At 63.1% G+C, this 21,184-nt stretch carries 18 protein-coding genes; 12 read left to right on the forward strand and 6 right to left on the reverse strand.

The annotated features are described in order from the left end of the window. The first annotated feature begins 8 nt into the window (after positions 1-8). Complete coding sequence (locus AC4FWB_RS27465) at positions 9-1,922, forward strand: ABC transporter ATP-binding protein (protein ID WP_491029369.1); 1,914 nt, start codon at positions 9-11, stop codon at positions 1,920-1,922. Here the strand turns inward: AC4FWB_RS27465 and AC4FWB_RS27470 are convergent. Continuing rightward, a complete protein-coding gene (locus AC4FWB_RS27470) occupies positions 1,893-2,159 on the reverse strand; it encodes an exopolysaccharide production repressor protein (RefSeq protein WP_491029370.1) in 267 nt (88 codons plus the stop codon). The genes AC4FWB_RS27465 and AC4FWB_RS27470 overlap by 30 nt on opposite strands. A 607-nt stretch (positions 2,160-2,766) precedes the next feature. Here AC4FWB_RS27470 and AC4FWB_RS27475 point away from each other — a divergent pair. From AC4FWB_RS27475 to AC4FWB_RS27485, 3 genes are all read left to right on the forward strand, one after another. After that, on the forward strand, positions 2,767-3,444 hold the full coding sequence (locus AC4FWB_RS27475; RefSeq protein ID WP_491029371.1) for a sugar transferase: 678 nt from the start codon (positions 2,767-2,769) through the stop codon (positions 3,442-3,444). 194 nt (positions 3,445-3,638) lie between these two features. Next, positions 3,639-4,808, forward strand: a complete 1,170-nt coding sequence (locus AC4FWB_RS27480; RefSeq protein WP_491029399.1) for a polysaccharide biosynthesis/export family protein — start codon at positions 3,639-3,641, stop codon at positions 4,806-4,808. A 116-nt stretch (positions 4,809-4,924) separates the two neighbouring features. Next, positions 4,925-6,016, forward strand: coding sequence for an acyltransferase family protein (locus AC4FWB_RS27485; RefSeq protein ID WP_491029372.1), 1,092 nt, complete (start codon positions 4,925-4,927; stop codon positions 6,014-6,016). Positions 6,017-6,088: 72 nt separating this feature from the next. On the opposite strand, the gene AC4FWB_RS27490 is transcribed toward AC4FWB_RS27485, so the two are convergent. From AC4FWB_RS27490 to AC4FWB_RS27505, 4 genes are all read right to left on the reverse strand, one after another. Next, positions 6,089-7,372 carry an O-antigen ligase family protein gene (locus tag AC4FWB_RS27490; protein WP_491029373.1) on the reverse strand — a complete coding sequence of 428 codons (1,284 nt, stop codon included), beginning with the start codon at positions 7,370-7,372 and terminating at the stop codon, positions 6,089-6,091. A gap of 177 nt (positions 7,373-7,549) precedes the next feature. Then, on the reverse strand, positions 7,550-9,595 hold the full coding sequence (locus AC4FWB_RS27495) for an ABC transporter permease (RefSeq protein WP_491029374.1): 2,046 nt from the start codon (positions 9,593-9,595) through the stop codon (positions 7,550-7,552). A gap of 41 nt (positions 9,596-9,636) precedes the next feature. Beyond that, positions 9,637-10,698 (reverse strand): quaternary amine ABC transporter ATP-binding protein, encoded by a 1,062-nt coding sequence (locus AC4FWB_RS27500; protein ID WP_491029375.1) that lies wholly within the window; start codon positions 10,696-10,698, stop codon positions 9,637-9,639. Positions 10,699-10,792: 94 nt separating this feature from the next. Next, positions 10,793-11,731 (reverse strand): ABC transporter substrate-binding protein, encoded by a 939-nt coding sequence (locus AC4FWB_RS27505; protein WP_491029376.1) that lies wholly within the window; start codon positions 11,729-11,731, stop codon positions 10,793-10,795. A 111-nt stretch (positions 11,732-11,842) separates the two neighbouring features. On the opposite strand from AC4FWB_RS27505, the gene AC4FWB_RS27510 reads away from it, so the two are divergent. The 8 genes from AC4FWB_RS27510 (at position 11,843) to AC4FWB_RS27545 (ending at position 19,905) form a co-directional block, all read left to right on the forward strand. Next, positions 11,843-12,886 (forward strand): GlxA family transcriptional regulator, encoded by a 1,044-nt coding sequence (locus AC4FWB_RS27510; protein ID WP_491029377.1) that lies wholly within the window; start codon positions 11,843-11,845, stop codon positions 12,884-12,886. Between the two features lie 93 nt (positions 12,887-12,979). Next, positions 12,980-14,119: an aromatic ring-hydroxylating oxygenase subunit alpha gene (locus tag AC4FWB_RS27515; RefSeq protein WP_491029378.1), complete on the forward strand. Its 1,140-nt coding sequence runs from the start codon at positions 12,980-12,982 to the stop codon at positions 14,117-14,119. A gap of 70 nt (positions 14,120-14,189) precedes the next feature. Beyond that, entirely contained in the window at positions 14,190-14,990 is an 801-nt protein-coding gene (locus tag AC4FWB_RS27520) for an SDR family NAD(P)-dependent oxidoreductase (RefSeq protein WP_491029379.1), read from the forward strand. A gap of 2 nt (positions 14,991-14,992) precedes the next feature. Continuing rightward, positions 14,993-15,922, forward strand: a complete 930-nt coding sequence (kce, locus tag AC4FWB_RS27525; protein ID WP_491029380.1) for a 3,5-dioxohexanoate:acetyl-CoA acetone transferase — start codon at positions 14,993-14,995, stop codon at positions 15,920-15,922. Positions 15,923-15,934: 12 nt separating this feature from the next. Continuing rightward, entirely contained in the window at positions 15,935-16,705 is a 771-nt protein-coding gene (locus AC4FWB_RS27530; protein WP_491029381.1) for an SDR family NAD(P)-dependent oxidoreductase, read from the forward strand. After that, positions 16,706-17,641 carry a 3-hydroxyacyl-CoA dehydrogenase NAD-binding domain-containing protein gene (locus AC4FWB_RS27535; RefSeq protein ID WP_491029382.1) on the forward strand — a complete coding sequence of 312 codons (936 nt, stop codon included), beginning with the start codon at positions 16,706-16,708 and terminating at the stop codon, positions 17,639-17,641. A 15-nt stretch (positions 17,642-17,656) separates the two neighbouring features. After that, positions 17,657-18,895: an NAD(P)/FAD-dependent oxidoreductase gene (locus AC4FWB_RS27540; protein ID WP_491029383.1), complete on the forward strand. Its 1,239-nt coding sequence runs from the start codon at positions 17,657-17,659 to the stop codon at positions 18,893-18,895. 32 nt (positions 18,896-18,927) lie between these two features. Beyond that, positions 18,928-19,905: a GlxA family transcriptional regulator gene (locus AC4FWB_RS27545; protein ID WP_491029384.1), complete on the forward strand. Its 978-nt coding sequence runs from the start codon at positions 18,928-18,930 to the stop codon at positions 19,903-19,905. Between the two features lie 266 nt (positions 19,906-20,171). Here the strand turns inward: AC4FWB_RS27545 and AC4FWB_RS27550 are convergent, their stop codons facing one another. After that, entirely contained in the window at positions 20,172-21,110 is a 939-nt protein-coding gene (locus AC4FWB_RS27550; protein WP_491029385.1) for an ABC transporter substrate-binding protein, read from the reverse strand. Positions 21,111-21,184 lie beyond the last annotated feature (74 nt).

A 21,184-nucleotide genomic window follows, 5' to 3' on the forward strand; every position in this document is an offset into this window, starting at 1 on the left:
TGAGAGGCATGGCCTGGTCCTCAAAACTTCGCCTGTCGCTTTTGCGGGATGTCGCCGGCTTCGGCGGCGTGATGGCGCATATCGGCGGGCGGCGCACGCTGACGGCGCTGGCCTTCCTGATCCTGGGAAGCCTGACCGAAGGTCTCTCGATCCTGCTGCTGATCCCGCTCCTGCACCTGATCGGCAATGCCGACCAGGATTTCGCCGTGCGGGTGCCGGGCGCCTTACGCTGGCTGGCGCCCGGCGACACGCTGTCGCTGGCGACGGTGCTGTGCCTGCTCGTCGCCCTGGTGGCGCTGCAGGCGATTTTCAACCGCTTCAAGTCGCTCTACATGGCGCGGCTGCTCTATGACTTCGTCAACCGCGTGCGCATGAACCTGTTCGAGAGCATCGGCCGGGCGCGCTGGGGCGTCTTCACGCGCATGCGCAGCTCCGACCTCGACCATGCGCTGACCGGCGACATCGACCGGGTGCAGGCGGCCGCCTTCTCGCTGCTGATGCTCGCCCAGACGGCGTTGCTGCTTGCCGGCTATCTTGTGGTGTCGCTGTTCATCTCCCCGGTGATGACGTCCTTCGCCATCCTCATCGGCGTGCTCTTGTTCGTCGCACTGCAGCCCTTCCGTGCGCGCGCCAGGGCCTATGGCCGCGTGCTGACCGGCAGCCGCCAGGACCAGTACCGCACGGTTTCGGAATTCCTTGGCGGCATCAAGGTGGCCAAGAGCCTGAACGTCGAGGCGAGCTATTTCACGCAGCTCCGCGCGACGCTCGAGAAGATGAAGGCGGACAACATCGCCTATGTCCGCAACAGCACCATCGGCACAGCGCTGTTCCAGGTGACGAGCGTCATCGGGCTCAGCCTGTTCATCTATATCGCGCTGGTGCGCTTCCACCTGTCGCTCGCCGAGATCGTCGTGCTGCTCTTGGTCTTCATGCGGGTCGCGCCGCGCTTCATGGATATGCAGGTGCAGGCGCAGCAAATGCTGATCAACCTGCCGGCATATACCGCCATGCAGGCCCTCAAGGCACGCTTCGACGCCGAGCGCGAGACGGAGCCGGACGAAGCCGGACATGGCGCCAGGCTGTCGCTCGACACCGGCCTCAACATCCGCGACGTCTCGTTTGCCTATGGCGACGGCGACGGAACGCCGGTGGTCGAAAGCATCACCTTCAGCCTTCCCGCCGGCAAGGTGACGGCGCTGATCGGTCCGTCCGGCTCGGGAAAGAGCACGATCGCCGACATGCTGCTTGGACTGCTCGAGCCGACCGAGGGCACGATCCTTGCCGACGGCGTCGAGATCACTGCCAGGAACCGCAGGGCCTGGCGCGACCAGGTGGCCTATGTGCCGCAGGACGTGTTCCTGCTGCACGACACGATCGCCGCCAATCTGCGGCTGGCGGCGCCGCAGGCCGGCGACGAGGAGCTTTGGGCGGCGCTGCGCCAGGCACATGCGGCCGATTTCGTCGAGCGGCTCGACCGGAGGCTGGAGACGGTGGTGGGCGATCGCGGCGTCCGCCTCTCGGGCGGCGAACGCCAGCGCATCGCGCTGGCGCGGGCGCTGTTGCGCAAACCCTTGCTGCTCATCCTCGACGAGGCGACGAGCGCGCTCGACTGGCAGAATCAGTCGCTGATCGCTCAATCGATCGAAGACCTGCGCGGCCAGATGACGATCCTGACCATCGCGCACCGGCCGTCGATGATCGCTTTCGCCGACTGGGTCGTGGCCATCGAGAACGGACGTATCGTGGAAGCCGGGCAATATCAAAGGCTGAAGGCGAAGTCCGGCAGCCGGCTGGCCAGGATGCTCTCCGGTGAGCAAGCCGAACGGGAAACCGCGCCGCTGGCCGACAAGGCATTGGCCGACAGTGCGCCGCTCCCGGCGCCGGCCGAACGATCAGCGGAGACTGCCGCGCCTGGCGCTTAGCTTTTCGCGCTTGGCCACCTTGATGCCGCGGTCGGCCTCTCGGCTCTTATCGGCGGGCACCGGCCCGCTCCTGGCAATCATGACGTAGACCAGAAGGAAATAACCCACCTGAATGACCACGGCGCAAATGACGCCACGCATGATGATGGTGCCAAGCGATGTGCCGTCGAAGTAAGACCAGCCGACCACGATCGCGAGCGCGAATATCATCCCGACGATGAATTTTGGTAAAGACATGCTCGTCGGCCCGTCAACCGACACAAGCATGCAAAAGCTGTGACTTACCCACCCGCGTGACTCCCCGTTGCGCCAAAGAGCTATTTCTGGCTGCCCAATTCGACCGGTTGCTTCCGGCCTTCCTGACCCATCCAAACTATGACAGAAACAGTTTGCGACTCTATTAAGGCAAGGCCTTTGCAGCAAGGCCAGGTGCAAGTGATTTCCAACGGTTTTGCGGGATCGACTCTGCCATGCTGCGACGCACATTCCGGCGCCACCACATATTCAAGATAGCTAAACCAACCATAGTAAAACTCAAAATATTAATTAGTATTTTACGCTAAGAACTTACCCCCGCGAGTGATTCGGCCAGCCTGCAACCACCAATCGTCTGCAGCAAAGAATGAGCTGTCCAAAAACGGCCCAAATGGCGCACTACATTTCCCTGATTTTCCCTCACCTTGTCATAAACATGCCACAAAGGCCAAAATTTGTGCAGGGCAGGTTTATTATTTAGTCAATTCATGACGTGAACATTTCATGCGGATGGGAAATTGTGTGTTGCGCTGCAACATTTTTTTGGTATCGTGCCGTAAACCATCCGTTCAACGTATGGAGCTTTTGCATGAGGGACGTCGCCAAGCCGGCTAATGCGGGTTTTTCGCAGGCTGGCATTGATTTTCCACCCCCCATCGGCGGTCTGCTCAAACGCAGTTTCGATATCGTCGGTTCGCTCGCCGGTCTGGTTCTGCTCAGCCCGCTCTTCCTGATGGTCGCCCTGCTGGTCAAGCTTTCCGACCGCGGGCCGATCTTCTATGGCCACAAGCGAATCGGTCGCGGCGGAAGGATTTTCGCCTGCCTCAAATTCCGCACCATGGTCCAGGATGGCGAGAAGGTGCTCGCGGCGCATCTGGCCGCCAATCCGGACGCCAATGCCGAATGGCTGGCGACGCGCAAGCTGAAGAACGATCCGCGTGTGACGCGTGTCGGCCAGGTGCTGCGCAAGCTCAGCCTCGACGAGCTGCCGCAGATCATCAACATCCTGCAGGGCGACATGAGCCTTGTCGGGCCGCGCCCGGTCGTTCGCGACGAGCTCGAGATCTACGGCAGCGCCGCCGTCTACTATCTGAAGTCGCGCCCCGGCCTTACCGGGCTGTGGCAGGTGAGCGGACGCAATGACGTGTCCTACGACACGCGCGTCGCCTTCGATCGCCACTATGTCGAGAACTGGTCGATGGTCGAGGACATTCGCATCATCGTCAAGACCGTGCCTGCCGTGTGGATGTCGCGCGGCAGCTATTGACCGACGGGCCTGCCGCGCTGAACGCGGGGCAGGCATCCGGCAGTGATCTCATCGGGCGGATGGGGCCAAAGCGGATCGGAAACGTTCATTTGAAAAAACACCCGTTCGGACTGTCTTTCGCCAGCAGTCTTCTTTCCAGGGCGCCCGGCCGATTCGCGGCCGCGGCGCTTGTGATATCTCTGTTGACGCCGCAGATGGCGGCGGCCGAGGACTATCGTCTCGGTCCACAGGACAAGCTCAACATCCGCGTCGCCGAATGGCAGACGGTCGACGGCACGTTCCGCGACTGGTCGGCGATCAACGGCGACTATTCGGTCGGCCCCGCCGGGACGCTCTCGGTGCCTTTCGTGGGCGAGATGCAGGCGGCCGGCAAGACGACGTCGGAGGTCGCGACGGCGATCGGGCTTGCGCTGCAGCGGAAGCTGGCTCTGCCCGACAAGCCTGAAGCCTCGGTCGAAATGGCGCAGTTCCGGCCGTTCTATATTTCTGGCGAAGTGCAGAATCCCGGCCAGTTTCCCTATGTGCCCGACCTGACGGTGCTGAAGGCGCTGAGCATCGCCGGCGGCATCCGGCGCAGCGCCGATTACGGCCCTCAACTCGGCAAGGACCTGGTCACCGCCAAGGGTAGTTTCGATATCTACGACGACCAGCGGCTGCGGCTGATCATCAAGCGCGCCCGCATCGATGCAGATCTCGCCGGCAAGCCGAGCTTCGACGTGCCGAAGGAGGTCGAGGGCGATCCGAGAGTGCAGGCGATCGTCGCCGACGAAATGCAGATCCTTACGGCCGACCAGAAGGCGCTGAAGCTGAAGCTCGATGCGCTCGACGACCTGAAAGGGGTTCTGCAGGGCGAAATCGAATCGCTTGAGAAGAAGATTGCCAACCAGCAGCAGCAGGTGGACCTGGCGCAGCAGCAGCTGACCAGCATCGGTCCGCTGGCGCAGAAGGGCCTGGTCGCCAATGCGCGGCTGCTCGATTCGAAACAGTCGGTGGCCGACCTGCAGGGCAAGATCCTGGATTATGAAACAGCGGTCCTCACCGCCAAGCAGTCGATCAGCAAGGCCGAGCAGGACGCCATCGATGCCCGCAACACGCTCAACTCCAACCTGGCCGCCAGCCGGCAGCAGGCCGAAGCCGACCTCAACGAGGCGACGCTGAGGACAGCCATGCAGAAGGGCCTGATCGCGCAGGCGTCGGATCCGGCGACGATGGCTGCCATGACCGGCAGCGAGGCACCAACCCTGCTTTATTCGCTGGTGCGCGTCGCCGACGGCAAGACCAGCGAGGTCGACGCCAAGGAAGACACGCCGGTGCTGCCGGGCGACGTGATCAAGGTCAAGCTGTCGCCGACGGCCAGCCAATAGCGCCACCAGCTCGGGCCTCGCTTCAGCGGCCCGGCACGGAGGCGGGAGGAACACGTCAGGCTCGTTCGCGCAAAGGCGCGGGCGAGCGATCTGTTTGGACCGCTTGAAGGCATAGAATGCAACCCGCCGCTCCGCGTCACGTCTATCTCAACCTCGACGCCATCCGCGGCGTGGCGGCGATCAGCGTGATGCTCTACCACTTCTCGCCGTTCCTGGCCGACGGCAAGGTGCTGCCGTCGAGCTATCTCGCGGTCGACCTGTTCTTCCTGCTCAGCGGCTTCGTCATCGCGCATGCCTATGACCGCAAGATCGAGAACGGCATGGGTTTCGGCACGTTCGTGGCCATCCGCCTGATACGCCTCTATCCGCTCTACCTCGCCGGCACGCTGCTCGGCTTCTTCTACCTGCTGGTCAAGAACGGGCTGATGCCGGCGGATTACATGCCGTTGACGGAGATCGGCACGCAGCTCACCACAGGCATGTTCTTCATTCCGTTGGTCGGCGAGGCCTACCACACGATCTTTCCGCTCAATCCCGCCTCGTGGTCGCTGTTCTTCGAGCTGATCGTCAACATCGCCTATGCCGCCCTCTTCTTCCTGCTGTCGAGACGCGTGCTGACGGCGCTGATCGCCGTCAGCCTCGTGCTGCTGATCGTCGCCTCGGTGATCGCCGGCACTCTCGATTTCGGCATGACCGGCAAGACCATCGTCAGCGGGCTGCCGCGCGTGTCGTTCTCCTTCTTCCTCGGCGTGCTGCTATGCCGGTCGATGGCCCGCTACCACGACGGCCTCGGCTTCCTGCGGCGCGGCTGGTGGGTCGAGGCCGCGATCCTGCTCACGCTGATCGTCTTTGCGATTGCACCGGCGGGCGGTGTACGCGTCGCCTATGATCTCGCCTGCATCGCCATCGTCTTCCCGATCATGGTGGTGACCGGCGCCGTGGCGCCGACCGCTCCGCGGCTGGCGGGCCTCTATGGCTGGCTGGGGCGGATCTCCTACCCGATCTACATCATCCACACGCCGATGCTGATGATCATCGCCGGAGCCGGCAAGGCGGTGTCGGTCGACCCGTTCGCGCACCATCCCTGGTTCGGCATCCTGATGGCCGTTGCGGTCATCGTCATCGCCGACATCGCCACCCGAATCTATGACGAGCCGCTGCGCCGCTTCCTGCAGCGGCAGATGCAGCGCTCGCGGGCCGTGGCGTAGGATCTCGGACATTTCCATGTACAGTTTCGGAGCGGAAACCGCTCCGCGCCTTGCTGGCATTGCCCCAGCCGATCAGACCGGAGCGGGGACGCGGCCGTTGGCGGGCTTCTGGTCCTCGACCGGGATGACGACCCGCCGTCGCCGGGCAACCGGCATCGGGCTCAGCTTGAACAGGCCGAAATAGACGATGAAGGAGGCCATGAAGTACGGGCCGAGGATCTCGACCTCGAAGAAAGAGCGGATCAGCATCAGCCCGACGACGCCGGCGAGCACCACCGAATCGGCGTTCCAGTCACCGAACACCACCTTCGATATGTGGCCGTAGAAGGCGCGCAGGATGACCAGCGCCAGCATTGTGACGCCGATAAAGCCGATCTCGACCAGGGTCTCGATATAGGTGTTGTGGAAGTGGAAGCCGGTGCGGGTCGTGATGTAGAACTCCGCCCACAGCCGTTCCGGATCGGCGAAGCCTTGCACCCAGTAGGCGGCATAGCCGTAGCCGAGCAGCGGATGCAGCTGCGCTGCCTCCCAGCCCTGCTGCCAGAGATAGGTCCGGCCGGTCAGCGTCGAATCCTTGCCGAAGATGCCGAGCACGACGTCCAGCAGGCCAAGGTTCAGCGCGGCCACCACGCCGCCCACCAGCGCGCCGCCGCCGACCACGAACAGCACGCGGCGGTAGCGCCGCGACAGGACCCTGCTCATGGTGAGCAAGATGACGATGCCGAGCACCGCCGGCAGCGAGGCGACGGACGTCGCCGAATGGCAGATCGCCAGCATGTATGCCGACATCAGGATGATCGGCGCGGTCCAGAAAAAGCTCAGCCAGTTGCGCCGGTAAAACATCAGGAAGACGAAGGACAAAAAGATTCCCAGCGACGAAAAGAAACCGACCAGGTTCTTGGAGGTGAAAGCGCCGACGAAATTGAAGGTACCGTCGATGATGTCGAGCGCGTAAGCGTTGACTTTCAGTGAGTAGAGCAGGACGAAAAAGATGCCGATCAACGAGCCCAGCACCAGCGTCCGGACGCTGATGGTGCGCGCCGCGATATAGGCGCAGACGATGTGCGAGGAATATTGCACCGCCGCACGCGCGCTGGTGCCGGCAGCCTGCGACCAGAAGACCGACAGGCAGACATAGGCCGCGAAGAGTATCGGCAGCCAGGCGTTCGAGAGCTTCCAGGTGAAGCGCCTGTAGTCGACGAAGAGCAGCGGCAGCCAGACCGCGTAATAGGCCAGGATCAGGATCTGGCCGAAATTGCTGGAATAGGCGAAGGCAAGGACAGACACCACCACGGCAAAGGCGCCGTAGGCCCTGTTTGCCTCCGGATCGATCAGAATGGATTTCGGAATCTTCATACCGGATTTTGTCCGTTGAGCCTTGGATGCCGCCGCAACCCATTGTGCACTGCAGCATAACCTATCGCCGTCTAGCCGGCGGCTCAACCGGAAATCTTGTCACGGGCAAAAGGGGTCATCGGAGGCTTGTTGCATAGCGAAAAGGCCGGAATGCGGCGGCGGCGCCGCGGCCTCAGCTCAGGCCGCGGTCGATCGGGCGACGGCTGCCTGAATGAGGCGGTCGGCCAGGATGGCGAGGAAGGCGATCGACAGGCCGGCGATCAGGCCCATGCCGGCATCGGCCTTGCCGAGCGCGACATAGACCGCCTGCCCGAGATCGCGGGTGCCGACAAGGGCTGCGATCGCGAGCATCGACAGCGCCGCCATGATGGTCTGGTTGAGGCCCAGCATGACAACCGGCAAAGCGAGCGGCAGCTTTGCCTGCAGCAGCGTCTGCATCGGCGTCGCGCCCATCTGCTCGACCGCTTCGACCACGTCGGCGCGCACATGTCTAAGCCCATGCTCGACATAGCGGATCGGCGGGACGATGGCATAAAGCATGATGGCGATCAGCGCCGTGAACTCGCCGACCTTGAAGAACATCAGCGCCGGGATGAGGAAGACGAATTGCGGCATGGTTTGCAGCGCGTCGCAGATCGGCTTCAGGATGCGCGAGACGCGGTCGCTATGCGCCGCCCACGTCCCCAGCGCGCCGCCGACAAGCAGGCAGAGCAGCACCGCCAGGGTGCAGAGATAGAGCGACTGCACGAGTTGCGGCCATAGCCCGTTGACGAGGATCAGCGCGAAGCCGGCGAGCGCGAAGAGACCGAGCCGCAAACCTGCCACCTGCCCGGCAAGCAGTGCAACGGCGAGGATGAAGACCGGCCAGGGCAGGCCGAGGAAACCGGTGTAGAGAACGAGGCCGGCCGCCAGCACGGCGACCGCCGCCCGCCAGCCGAAACGGCGCATCGCCAGCACGGCCGAGGACAGCACCAGGACGACATAAACGGCCAATGCCGACGGCGGCAGTGAAAAGCCCCAGATGGCCGGCGTGGCAGCCCCGGAAATGCCAACCCGCATCGGCAGCAGCAGGCAATAGAGGACCGCGTTGCGGATGCCGTCAAAGAACCAGGCATAGTCGCGCACGAGCCCAAGCAGCCATTGATTGACGGCGCCCATCTCCATGCGCAGCCCGGTTTCCGGCAGCAGCGTTGCAGCCGGCGCGGCAAGGCGGATGACGACGGCGCCGGCAAGCGCCGCCACCAGCGACAACGCCAGCCAGCGTGGCGTCAACCACTGCATGGCGCGTGTCGGCCCGGTCTCCGGCTTCCTGGCAAAGCCGATGGTGAGCCGGTCTATGAGGATGGCAAGCAGCGCGATGACCAGGCCAGAGAGGATGCTCTGGCCGAACTCGGCCTTGCGCATAGAGGACAGCACCTCCCAGCCGATGTCCTCGAAGCCGCCGATGATGGCGGCCACGATCACCATCGACAGCGCTGCCATCGTCGTCTGGTTGAAGCCGACGAGAAGCTGCGGCAGCGCCGTCGGCACCTCGACCTGCCAGAATTGCTGGCGGCGGGTACAGCCGCTCATCAGCCCGGCCTCGCTGATCGCCGCCGGCACACGGTCGAGGCCGAGCATGGTGTTGCGCACCATCGGCGGCGTCGCATAGATCGCGGAGGCGATCAGCCCGACGACCGGCCCGAAGCCGAACAGAAGCAGCAGCGGAATGAGATAGGCGAAGGCCGGCACGGTCTGCATCAGGTCGAGCGCGCCGAGCAGCACCGGGCGCAGCCGCGGACGGGCATAGCCAAGGACGCCGAGCAGAAAGCCGAGCACGGTCGAGATCGGCACCGCCAGCAGCACGAGGGCAAGCGTGTTCATGCTTTGCGGCCAGTAGCCGGCGAGCAGGATATAGGCGAGCGCGAGCAGGGCGAAGATCGCCAGCCGGCCGCCGCTCGACTTCAAGGCAAGAGCCGCCACGCCAAGCATCACCGCCGGCCAGGGCAGCCAGGCGAGCGCCAGCCGCGCGCCGCGCATCGGCGCGTCGAGCAAGGCCGACAGCGCCCGAAACGCCGGCTGGACAACGGCAACGACGGCGTCGGTCACCGCGTTGACTTGAGCCGCCAGCGGCAGCGTCCATTCCTTGGGGAAAGTGACCAGCCAGGGGAACTCCGTCTTCAGCAGCAGGCAAAGCGCCGTCAGCAGCGCCAGGGCGCACCAGGGAAGGAGGGCCGGATCCACTGCGAACCTCGATGAGGACCGTAATGTCGCGGCCGGTGTCGTCATGACCGGGTGCGCCTTGCCTGTTCGCGCTCCAGCACAGCAAGCACGGCGCTGGCGTCGAGTAGCGCCGGCGGGCTATCGCCGGCGCCTGACACGGTGAAGGCTGTCACACCGGAGGCCAGTTGCGGGATCAGCGCTTCCAGGTTGGTGTCGGCTGCAATGGTCTTTTCAGGCAGCGCCGCTTCGTTGGCAGGCGTAGCGATGTCGCCCGCGGTGATGACGCGCAGCAGCGGCATGTCCTCGGTGAATTGCGCGACATAGTCGTCGGCGGGGCGGAGCACGATGTCTGCCGGGCGGCCGATCTGGACGATCTTGCCGGCCCGCATGATTGCCACCCGGTCAGCCAGCCGAAAGGCCTCGGCGATGTCGTGAGTGATGAAGATGATGGTCTTCTTCAGCATGCGCTGCAGGCGCAGGAACTCGTCCTGCATTTGCCGGCGAATCAGCGGGTCGAGCGCCGAGAACGGCTCGTCGAGAAACCAGAGTTCCGGCCCGACGGCGAGCGAGCGGGCAATGCCGACGCGCTGCTGCTGGCCGCCGGAAAGCTGATGCGGGAAAGAGGCCTCGCGGCCTTCGAGCCCGACCAGCGCGATCATCTCGCGGGCGCGGGTTTCGCGCTCCTTCGCCGGCTTGCCCTGGATCTTCAACGGGAAGGCGACATTGTCGAGCACGCTCAGATGCGGCAGCAGGCCGAAATTCTGGAACACCATGCCCATAGCATGGCGGCGCAATTCGATGAGTTCCTTGCCGCTGGCCTGCAGCAGGTTCTTGCCGTCGAGCAGGATCTCACCGGCGCTCGGCTCGACCAGGCGCGACAGGCAGCGCACCAGCGTCGACTTGCCCGAGCCGGAGAGGCCCATGATGACGAAGATCTCGCCGGTCGCCACTTCGAAGCTGGCATCGACGACGGCCGGCAGATGCGCTTCGGCGCGCAGGCGCTCGGCCAAGGCATCGGGATCGATGACATAGCCGCGCGAGTCGAAATAGTAGCCGGGACGCCGGCCGTAGACTTTCCAGACGTTGCGGCAGGCAAGTTTTATCGGGCGTTCGGCGGCGTTCATCGGCAAGCGCCCGCGCCACTGGCTTGTTCGGCCCCGCGCATTGCGGGAGCCGAACCCTGATTGCCTTCAGCCCTTACCAGGCACATCGGCTGGGTCATCCCTTGGCGCCATCCACCCAAGGTTTCCACACCGTCTCGTTCTTGTCGATCCATTCCTTGACGACGGCGTCGAGGTCCTTACCCTGCTTGTCGACGGCCAGCATCAGCTTCTGCTGCTCGCTCGCCTCCATCTTGAACGCCTTGAGGAAGGCATAGGCCGCCGGCCATTTGGCGCCGAAGCCCGACCAGACGATCTTGTCGACATCGGGCGGGGTGATGCAGTGCTCGTTGGTTTGCTCCTTGCAAGGCGGCATGGTGGCCCAGCCGACGTCGTTCTCGGCAAGCGCGTAATGCGGACCCCAGAACATCATGATCAGCGGCGTCTTGGCCGCTTCCGCGGCTTCCAATTCGGCGACCAGCGCGCCCTCCGAGCCGGACGGCACGGCGGTGTATTGCATGCTGTTGTCGGCAAGGATGGTCGCGGCGCGCGAGCCCCAGTCGGACGGATAGTCGAGGAAGCGACCGTTGGGCGCGGTTTCGGGCGTCGACAGCGCCTGGACGCATTCGGGCTTGTTCAGCGCATTCCAGTCCGGCAGGCCGGGGCAGACCTTCTCCATGAATTTGGGATAGATCCAGCCTTCCTGGGTCTTGAGATCGAGCTTGCCGACGTCCTCGATCTTCTTCTCGGCCAGTACCTTCGGATAGATGTCGCCGACATTGTTCAGCCAGATCTCGACCGAGGCGCTGAGCGAGCCGTCGGCCAGACCTGAGAACTGCGGGAAGTTGCCGGCGGTGACGTATTCGACCTTGTAGCCGAGCTTCTCCAGAAGCTGGCCGGCGATGTGGGTGGAGACATGCGCGCCGGTCCATTCGAGCATGGCGAGCTTGATCGGCTCGTCCTTGGCGCCGAGTTCGGCAGCGGCTGCAGGCGCGCTTGCGGCCAGAAGGGCGGCAAGCGCAATGGTCGTGGCATTCAAGATCGGCTGTCTCAGCATGATGTTCCCCTTTGTTCTTGGTTGGTATCGCTGTGTGCCGCAGTGGAAGTGTTGCACAATGCGGGTCGGCGACTTAACAAATCTGGACGCCAATTTTCGATCTTTGGACACGTGGCTCCGAACGCGCAGCTGATCAGAATCCTCGTCGTGGTCACGCCAAACTTCAATTTGGCGGCGACGACGGCCTTCATCGATCCGTTCCGGGCGACGAACTATCTCGAGGGACTGACCCGCTTTCGATGGGTGCTCGCCTCCACCCAGGGCGGGTCCTGCCTGGCCAGCAACGGGATGATGGTGCAGACGGAAAAACTGGCTTCCGTCGAAGAGCAAAATTTCGAAATCGTCCTGGTTTCCGCGAGCTGGACGCCAGAGACGGCGAGCACCCCTCACCTTCAGGCGTTGCTCAGGAAATGGGCGCGCAGCGGCTCCATCGTCGGCGGGCTCGACACTGGTGCATTCATCCTGGCCGATGCCGGGCTGCTCGCCGGACGGCGCGCCACCGTGCATTACGAGCATATCGACGCGCTGAAGGAGCTGCACCCCGACATCGACGTTTCGGAAGACATCTTCGTCCATGACGGAAAGCGCTTCACCTGCAGCGGCGGCATCGCTTCGGCGGATGTGGCGCTGCACCTCATCCGGGCAAGCGCGGGAGATGCTTTAGCCAATGCCGCAGCCCGGTATATTTTCCACCCGACATTGAGGCCGGCCGGAACGTCGCAGAACCCGGGCAATGCGGAACCGCTTGGCCGCACGGCGCCCAAGACCGTCCGCCAGGTCATAGCGATCATGGAGCAACACCTCGAGCAGACACTCACCATCCCCGAGCTCTGCCGCAAGGTGGACATCTCGCAACGGCAGCTCGACCGGCTTTTCAAGCACTATGTCGGCAAGCCGCCGGCGCTTTACTATCGCGATATCCGGCTCGACCGGGCGCGCGGCCTGGTGACCCAGACCGACATGCTGATGTCGGAGATTGCGATCGCCTCGGGCTTCTCCAGCCAGGTCCATTTCAGCCGCGCCTATCGCGAACGCTTTGGCCTTTCGCCACGCTCCGACCGCGTCGAGGGCCGCATACCTTTCGAGTTCAGGGCCTGGCCGATGCACCGGAAGGCGCAGGACGACGGCAGCGAGGCCGCTGGCGAAAAACGATAAACCAGCGGCGAACTGCGCATAGAGTCTCCGCCTCGGCGGCAGCAAGCTTTCTATCGTGTCCTGCCACAGGCGCACGAAACGAAAGGTGCTCCGATGACGCTGCTTCCTTCGAAAGACGAGTTCGCCGCCATCAAGGAGGGATACTCGCCGAACCCCTCACGGTCCCTTTCGCTGAAGAGCGACGCCTATACCGATCCGAGCTGGTATCAGGTCGATCTTGCGGCGATCATTGCAAGGACCTGGCAGTGGGTTTGCCATGTCGAAAAAGTCCGCAGGCCGGGCGACTACATCGCGGTCGAGATCGCGGGGCGTCCGGTAGCCGTCGTCCGGGACCGCGAAGGCGTTCTGCGCGCCTTCTACAATGTGTGCAAACACCGCGCCCATGCTCTCCTGTCAGGCGAGGGCAACTCGAACAAGATCATGTGCCCCTACCATGCCTGGACCTACCGTCTCGACGGCCAGCTGGTGCGCGCGCCCCACACCGAAACGCTGGAGAATTTTCAGACGAAGGACATTTGCCTCGACCATGTCCAGGTCGAGGAGTTTTGCAGCTTCGTCTACGTCAATCTGGATCCTTCGGCCCCGTCGCTTGCCTCCCAGACCGGAGACCTTGCCACGGAGATCAAGCACTGGGCGCCCGACATCGATCAGCTGACCTTCGCGCATCGGCTGACCTACGACATCAAGTCGAACTGGAAGAACGTCGTCGACAACTTCCTCGAATGCTACCACTGCCCGACGGCGCACAAGGATTTCTGCACGCTTGTCGACATGAGCACCTACAAGGTGACGACCCACGGCATCTATTCGAGCCATATGGCAGATGCCGGCAAATCCGCCAACTCGGCCTATGACGTCTCCAACGCGACCGTGCGGACCCATGCCGTGTGGTGGCTGTGGCCGAACACCTGCCTGATGCGCTACCCCGGGCGATCCTCGATGATCGTCCTCAACATCATTCCGGCAGGGCCGGATCGGACCTTCGAGACCTACGACTTTTTCCTCGAATCCAAGGAGCCGGACGAGGCGGAGTTGCAGTCGATCAAATATCTCGACGAGGTGCTGCAGGTCGAGGACATCAACATCGTCGAGAGCGTTCAGAAGGGGATGAACACGCCGGCCTTCACGCAGGGGCGCATCGTCAACGATCCCAATGGCTCCGGGCAATCGGAGCACGCCGTGCATCATTTTCACGGTCTGGTCCTCGACGCCTATGCGCGATGCGCGGCGTGATGGGCGGGTTGCGCATTCGAACGGCATTTAGCCGGCGCCATCTGCAGGCCAGCGGTTCAAAGGGCTCCTCATGAGCGGAAAACTTCAGGACAAGGTAGCGCTGGTAACCGGCGGGCGCGGCGGCATCGGCCGTGCCATCTGCGACAGGTTTCTTGCCGAAGGGGCGAGGGTCTTCGCGGCCGATCTGAGCGACACGGGAAGCATGGGTTCCTCGCCGCAGGGATCCGCGGCGTTCGTCGAGCTGGACGTCACTTCGGAAGGCCAGGTGAAGGCCGCCATGGCCAAGGTCGAGGCGGCGGCCGGCAAGCTCGACGTGCTGGTGAACGCGGCGGGGATCGAGATCGAAAAGACCATCGAGCACACCACGCTCGAGGAATGGAGCCGTTGCTTCGCGGTCAACGTCACCGGCATGTTCCTCACCTGCAAATACGCCTTGCCGCTGATGCGCAAGGCCGCCGGCGGCGGCAAGACCGCCTCGATCATCAATTTCGGCAGCTATGACGGCTTCATCGCCGATCCGGGCCTGGCGGCCTATTGCGCGAGCAAGGGCGCGGTGCATGCATTGACGCGTGCCGTGGCCTGCGACCACGGGCCCGAAGGCATCCGGGTCAACGCGATCTGCCCGGGCTATGTCGACACGCCGATGCTGCAGGCTTTCTTTGCCGGCGCAGGATCGGGAGGCGGCGGCGGCACGATCGACACGCTCCGCGACGCGGTGCGTAACGTGCATCCGATCCGGAACTACGGCACGCCAACGGATGTCGCCAATCTGGTCAACTGGCTCGCGAGCGACGAAGCGCGCTACGCGAGCGGCCAGCTGTGGGTTCTCGACGGCGGCCTTTCGGCCCAGGTTCAGCAGATGAGACTTTGACCATGAGCAAACCCGTCATCATCACATGCGCGCCGACCGGCGGTATCCACACGCCGACAATGTCGGAACATCTGCCGATCACGCCGACCGAGATTGCAAAGGCGAGCATCGACGCCGCCGAAGCGGGCGCGGCGATCATCCATCTCCACGCGCGCAATCCCGAGACAGGCAAGCCCGATCCGCGACCGGAACTGTTCCAGGATTTTCTTCCGCGCATCAAGCAATCCTGCAACGCCGTCTTGAACATCACCACCGGCGGCGGGCTCGGCATGAGCCGCGAGGAGCGGCTCCGCGCCGCCAGCTCGGTCAGCCCCGAAATGGCCTCGATGAACATGGGTTCGATGAATTTCGGCATCTTCCCGATGCTCGACAAGTACTCGAACTGGAAACACGACTGGGAGCCGGAATTCCTGGCGATGACCCGGGATTTCATCTTCCGCAACACGTTCGGCGACATCGAGTACTCGCTGCGGGAACTCGGCGAGGCACACGGAACGCGCTTCGAGTTCGAATGCTACGACCTGGGGCATCTCTACAATCTTGCCTGGGTCGTCGACCAGGGCTGGGTCAAGCCGCCCTTCTTCGTCCAGATGGTGTTCGGCATCCTTGGCGGCGTCGGCGCCGACCTCGACAATCTGGTGCACATGCACACGATCGCCGAAAAACTGTTCGGCGACGATTATGAATGGTCCGTGCTGGCGGCGGGCCGGCACCAGATCCCATTCACCACCCAGGCGGCGCTGCTCGGCGGGAACCTACGGGTCGGCATGGAGGACAGCCTCTATATCGGCCCGGGACAGAAAGCCATATCGAGCGCCGAACAGGTCAGGAAGATCCGCTCGATCATCGAAAATCTCGGCCGCACCATCGCCACCCCGGACGAAGTGCGAGCGCGTCTCAATCTCAAGGGCGCCGACAATGTTGCGTTTTGAGTGAGAAGAAGCGTGGCCTCCCAAGGACAAAATCTGCTGGGAAAAACGGCGATCGTCACCGGCGGCGGCCGCGGCATCGGTCGCGCGATCGTCGACAGGCTTGTCGCCGACGGCGCTCGGGTGCTGACCTGCGGCCGCAGCGGCAAGCCGCACGATCTTCCCGCCGAAGTCGCCTGGGTTCAGGCCGACGTCGGCATAGCCGCCGACGCCAAGACCATCGTGTCCTCGGCCCGCGAAGCCTTTGGCGAGCCCGCAACCCTCGTCAACAATGCGGGCATGCAGCTCACCAAAACGGTCGTTGAGACCACCGACGAGGACTGGGATCTCGTCGTCGGAACGAACTGCAAGGGCATGTTCAACATGTGCCGCGAGGTGCTGCCATTCATGGCGGAGCGCGGCGGGAGCATCGTCAATATCGGCTCGATCTCCGGCAATGCGTCCGATCCGAAAATGGCGATCTACAATGCGTCGAAGGCCTTCGTGCACGGCCTGACGCGCTCGATAGCGGTCGATCACGGGCCGAAGGTGCGATGCAACGCCATCTGCCCGGGCTGGATCATGACCGAGATGGCGTCGGATGGCTTCGACCTCGCTCATGATCCGGCGCGCGCGAAGGCGGATGCGATCGCCAGGCACCCGATCGGCAGGCTCGGCGAGCCGAGCGACATCGCCAATGCCGTCGCCTGGCTGGTTTCCGACCAGGCCGCCTTCGCTACCGGTCAATGTTTTGTTCTCGACGGCGGGCTGACCGCCGCCTCTCCCCTGCAACCAGGATTGTTCTAGATGACGAACGTCAATCATACGGCGGTGCTCGGCGCGGGCGTTATCGGCGCGAGTTGGACGGCTCTGTTCCTGGCCTCCGGCCACAGCGTTTCGGTGTTCGATGTTTCCGATACGGCTGGGGCGCAGGTCCGCAACTATATCGAGCAGGCATGGCCGGTGCTGAAAGACCTTGGCCTCACCGGGAAAGGCAATCCGGATCGCGTGAGCTTCCATAAGTCGGCGGCCGAAGCTGTCGACGGCGCGCAATTCATTCAGGAAAGCGTTCCGGAGCGGATCAACATCAAGCACGAGCTGTTTGCCAAGATAGAACCAGCGCTGGCGCCGGACGCGATCGTGGCATCGTCGGCATCCGGCCTGACGCTCAGCGAGATGCAGGCGGGATGGAAGAACCCGGGCCGGTTTGTGCTCGGACATCCGTTCAATCCCCCTCACCTCATCCCGCTGGTCGAGGTCATGGGGAACGAGCGGACGGCAGATGGCGTGGTGGCGCTGGCCGAACGTTTCTACGCAGGCGTCGGAAAGGTCACGATTCGCGTGAACCGCGAGGTGCCGGGCCATGTCGCGAACCGGCTGCAGGCAGCGGTCTGGCGCGAGGCGATCCATCTGGTGAAGACCGGCGTCGCCAGCGTCGAAGACGTCGACAAAGCCATGTGGGCCGGACCTGGTCTCCGCTGGGCCGCGATGGGCCCGACCATGCTGTTCCATCTCGGCGCGGGCGAAGGCGGCCTCGCCGCGTTCTGCCAACGTTATACCGACAGCTTCAACCGCTGGTGGGATGATCTCGGCGTCCTGCATCTCGACCAGGGACTGGCCGAGCAGCTCGTGTCGGGCGTTATCCAGGCGGCTGACGATCAATCGCCGGCAAAGCTGTCCGAGCGTCGCGACGCGCTGATCACCGCGATGCTGAAGGCGACGGCGCCTCTGCGGACCAACTGAGGGAGCGGCTGTGCCATGAGCGGCGAAGCGGTCGACAAGAGTGCTCCGGTCGTCGTTGTCGGGGCTGGGCAAGCGGGCTTTTCAGTCTGCTCGAAGCTGCGCGATCTCGGACATTCCGGTCCAATCTCCCTGATAGGAAACGAAGCGCAGCCGCCTTACCAGCGGCCCCCTCTTTCCAAGGGCTATTTGCTGGGCGATATCACGGAGGAGCGGATGTTCTTCAGGCCGCTTTCATTCTACGACCAGAAGGCAATCCAGCTCAGGCGCGGCACTCACGTTGAGCGGATCGACAGAACCCGACACGAAGTAACGCTGAGCGACGGATCCGCTCTACGCTATGGTCATCTTGTCCTTGCAACCGGCTCGCGGCCGCGCTCATTGAGCAAAGAACAAGGAGGGGACCTCGACGGTATCTACTATGTCCGCTCGATTGCCGACGCCAACAGAATGGCGCCGGAGTTCAAGGCCGGGCGGCATGTCCTGGTTATCGGAGGAGGGTATATCGGCCTTGAGGCCGCTGCCGTCTCGGCGAAGCTCGGTCTGCGTGTGACTCTCATCGAGAGCGCGCCGCGCATCCTTCAGCGTGTGGCCTCGGTGCAAACCGCATCCTTCTTCCGGGAGCTGCATCGAAACCACGCCGTCGACATTTGCGAAGGGGCTGAATTGGCGACCTTGAGCGGCCTGGACGGCCGCGTGACCCATGCGCATTTGAAGGACGGCCGCACCTTCGCGGTGGATTTCGCGATCGTCGGCATCGGTATCCACCCGAATATGAAGCTGGCCCAGGAAGCCGGTCTGGAGATCCAGAACGGCATCAAGGTCGACACAAACTGCCGGACATCGGATCCGTTCATCCTGGCTGCCGGAGACTGCGCTTCATTTCCTTGGAGAGGCCAGCGGATCCGGCTCGAAAGTGTCGGCAACGCGATCGATCAAGGCGAGGCGGTGGCGAAGACGATCATGCAAGCATCCGATGGCTACCAAGCCAAGCCATGGTTCTGGTCGGATCAGTTCGATATCAAGCTACAAATCGTCGGTCTGGCGAGTGGACATGATGCCGCCGTAACGCGACGATTTTCCGACCACGCCCTGTCCGTGTGGTACTATCGAGGCGAGGAGTTGCTTGCCGTCGACGCCATCAACCAGCCCGCCGCCTATATGGTAGCCAAGCGCCTGATCGAGGCCGGAAAATCGCCAGAGCCAAATGCGATCGCGGACTTGGATATCGATCTCAAATCGCTCCTGAATTCCTGAGCGATTTGCGGGGCATTGTTGGAGGGTTGCAGATGTCCTCACCTCAAAAGCTGGAAGTCGGTTTTATCCTCGCCAAGTCCTTTACTCTGTCGGCGTTCAGCCTGTTCGTCGACACATTGCGCCTGGCCAGCGACGAGTTGGACCACTCCGGCCGTGTGGCTGCGGATTGGGAAGTCTTGAGCAGCAGCCGCAACCTCATCGCCTCAAGTTGCGGGATCAATGTTGCCCCCACATCGGGATTTGTCGACCCCGGCCGATTTCAATACATCGTGGTCGTCGGCGGACTCTTGCGCGAGGAGCAGCCCGTCGATCGCCAGACGCTCGAATATCTTCGGCGGGCGGCCGTCGCCAAAGTCCCACTTATCGGCGTCTGCACGGGGTCGTTCGTGTTGGCCGAGGCGGGATTGATGCGGTATCATCAAACCTGTGTAAGCTGGCTCCACATCCGAGAGTTTCGCGACCGATTTCCGAATCATCCAGTCCGCTCCGATTGTATTTTCAATCTGGACCGGAGGCGCGGGTCCTGTGTCGGCGGCACCAGCGTGGCCGATATGGCAGCGGCCCTCGTGCGACGCCACATAAGCGTGCAGGCCGAACGCAACGCGCTTGAAGTCCTCCAGATCGACCGGGCAAGACCCGCGGTCCACATCCAACCGCGGCGTCCTCTGATCGAGGACTATTGCAACAACCACGTCAAGATTGCCCTCATGGCCATGGAGGAAGATCTGGAAAGCGGACTGACCATAAGAGACCTTACCTTGAAGCTCGGCCTCTCAAGACGGCAACTCGAGCGGGTCTTTGTGCAGACGACGGGGATGACTCCGGCGCGAGCGCTAAAGAAAATCCGTATGGAGCGCGCCAAGCGACTGGTTTCAAAGACAAAGGCAACGATGCTCGAGGTTGCGCTCGAAGTGGGCTTGAAGAACGCTTCGCACTTCACAAGAAGCTTCAAGAAAGTGCATGGGCAGACGCCCTCTCAAGTTAGGGAAAGCGCTGCGACATTCGCATAGCCGAAGATTGTCAAGTTCATGGGCACCACGCTGGAGCGGTCATTGGCTTCATGACGATGGTCGCAGAGGGACGGTTAGCGGTCGCGGCCACTGGTTGACGAGAAGCTTCACGTTCGGCGCCCCTCGAACTGCGCCTCGGTTCTGAAGCTTCGCCGTTTGGGGCGGCGCAGCGAGTTCAAGAAACGGTGAGCTATCCCAATGCCGACAGTTACCGGCCCAGCCCTGTCACATCCAGGTCGGCTGCCGATCGCGAATTGCTGCCGTGCCTATCCCTTGGCGCCGTCGACCCAAGGCTTCCAGACCGCCTCATTCTTGTCGATCCAGGCCTTGACCACAGTATCGAGGTCCTCGCCCTTCTTGTCGACGGCCAGCATCATCTTCTCCTGCTCGCTGGCGTCCATCTTGAACGCCTTGAGGAAGGCATAGGCCGCCGGCCATTTGGCGCCGAAGCCGGACCAGACGATCTTGTCGACATCGGGCGGGGTGATGCAGTGCTCGTTGGTCTGCTCCTTGCAGGGAGGCATGGTGACCCAGCCGACGTCATTTTCGGCGAGCGCATAATGCGGGCCCCAGAACATCATGACCAGTGGCGTCTTGGCCGCCTCCGCGGCCTCGAGCTCGGCCACCAGCGCGCCTTCCGAGCCCGCGGGCACGGCCGTGTATTGCATGGAATTGTCGGCCAGAATGGTCGCCGCCCGCGAACCCCAGTCGGCGGGATAATCGAGGAAGCGTGCGTTGGGCGCGGTCTCCGGTGTCGACAGCGCCTGGATGCATTCCGGCTTGTTGAGCGCCGTCCAGTCCGGCAGGCCGGGGCAGACCTTCTCCATGTACTTCGGATAGATCCAACCTTCACGCGTCTTCAAATCGAGCTTGCCGATGTCCTCGATCTGCTTCGCGGCAAGCGTTTTGGGATATATGTCGCCGACATTGTTCATCCACACCTCAACCGAGGCGCTGAGCGAGCCATCGGCGAGACCGGAAAACTGCGGAAAGTTGCCCGCGGTCACATATTCGACCTTGTAGCCGAGCTTCTGCAGAAGCTGTCCGGCGACGTGGGTGGAGACGTGCGCGCCGGTCCACTCGAGCATGGCGAGCTTGATTGGCTCGTCCTTGGCGCCGAGATCGGCACTTTGCCCGACCGTCGTTGCGGCAAGCATGAATGCGAGGCCGATGCCGGCCCCTTTCAAGGCACTTATCTTTTTCATGTCAGTTCCCCTGTTTGGTTGATGGTCCTTCTCTTAAGCCGGCTTCCTCCCTGAAGGCCGGGATCGATCCATCC

This window comes from Mesorhizobium sp. LEGMi-168a, from assembly GCF_058312955.1.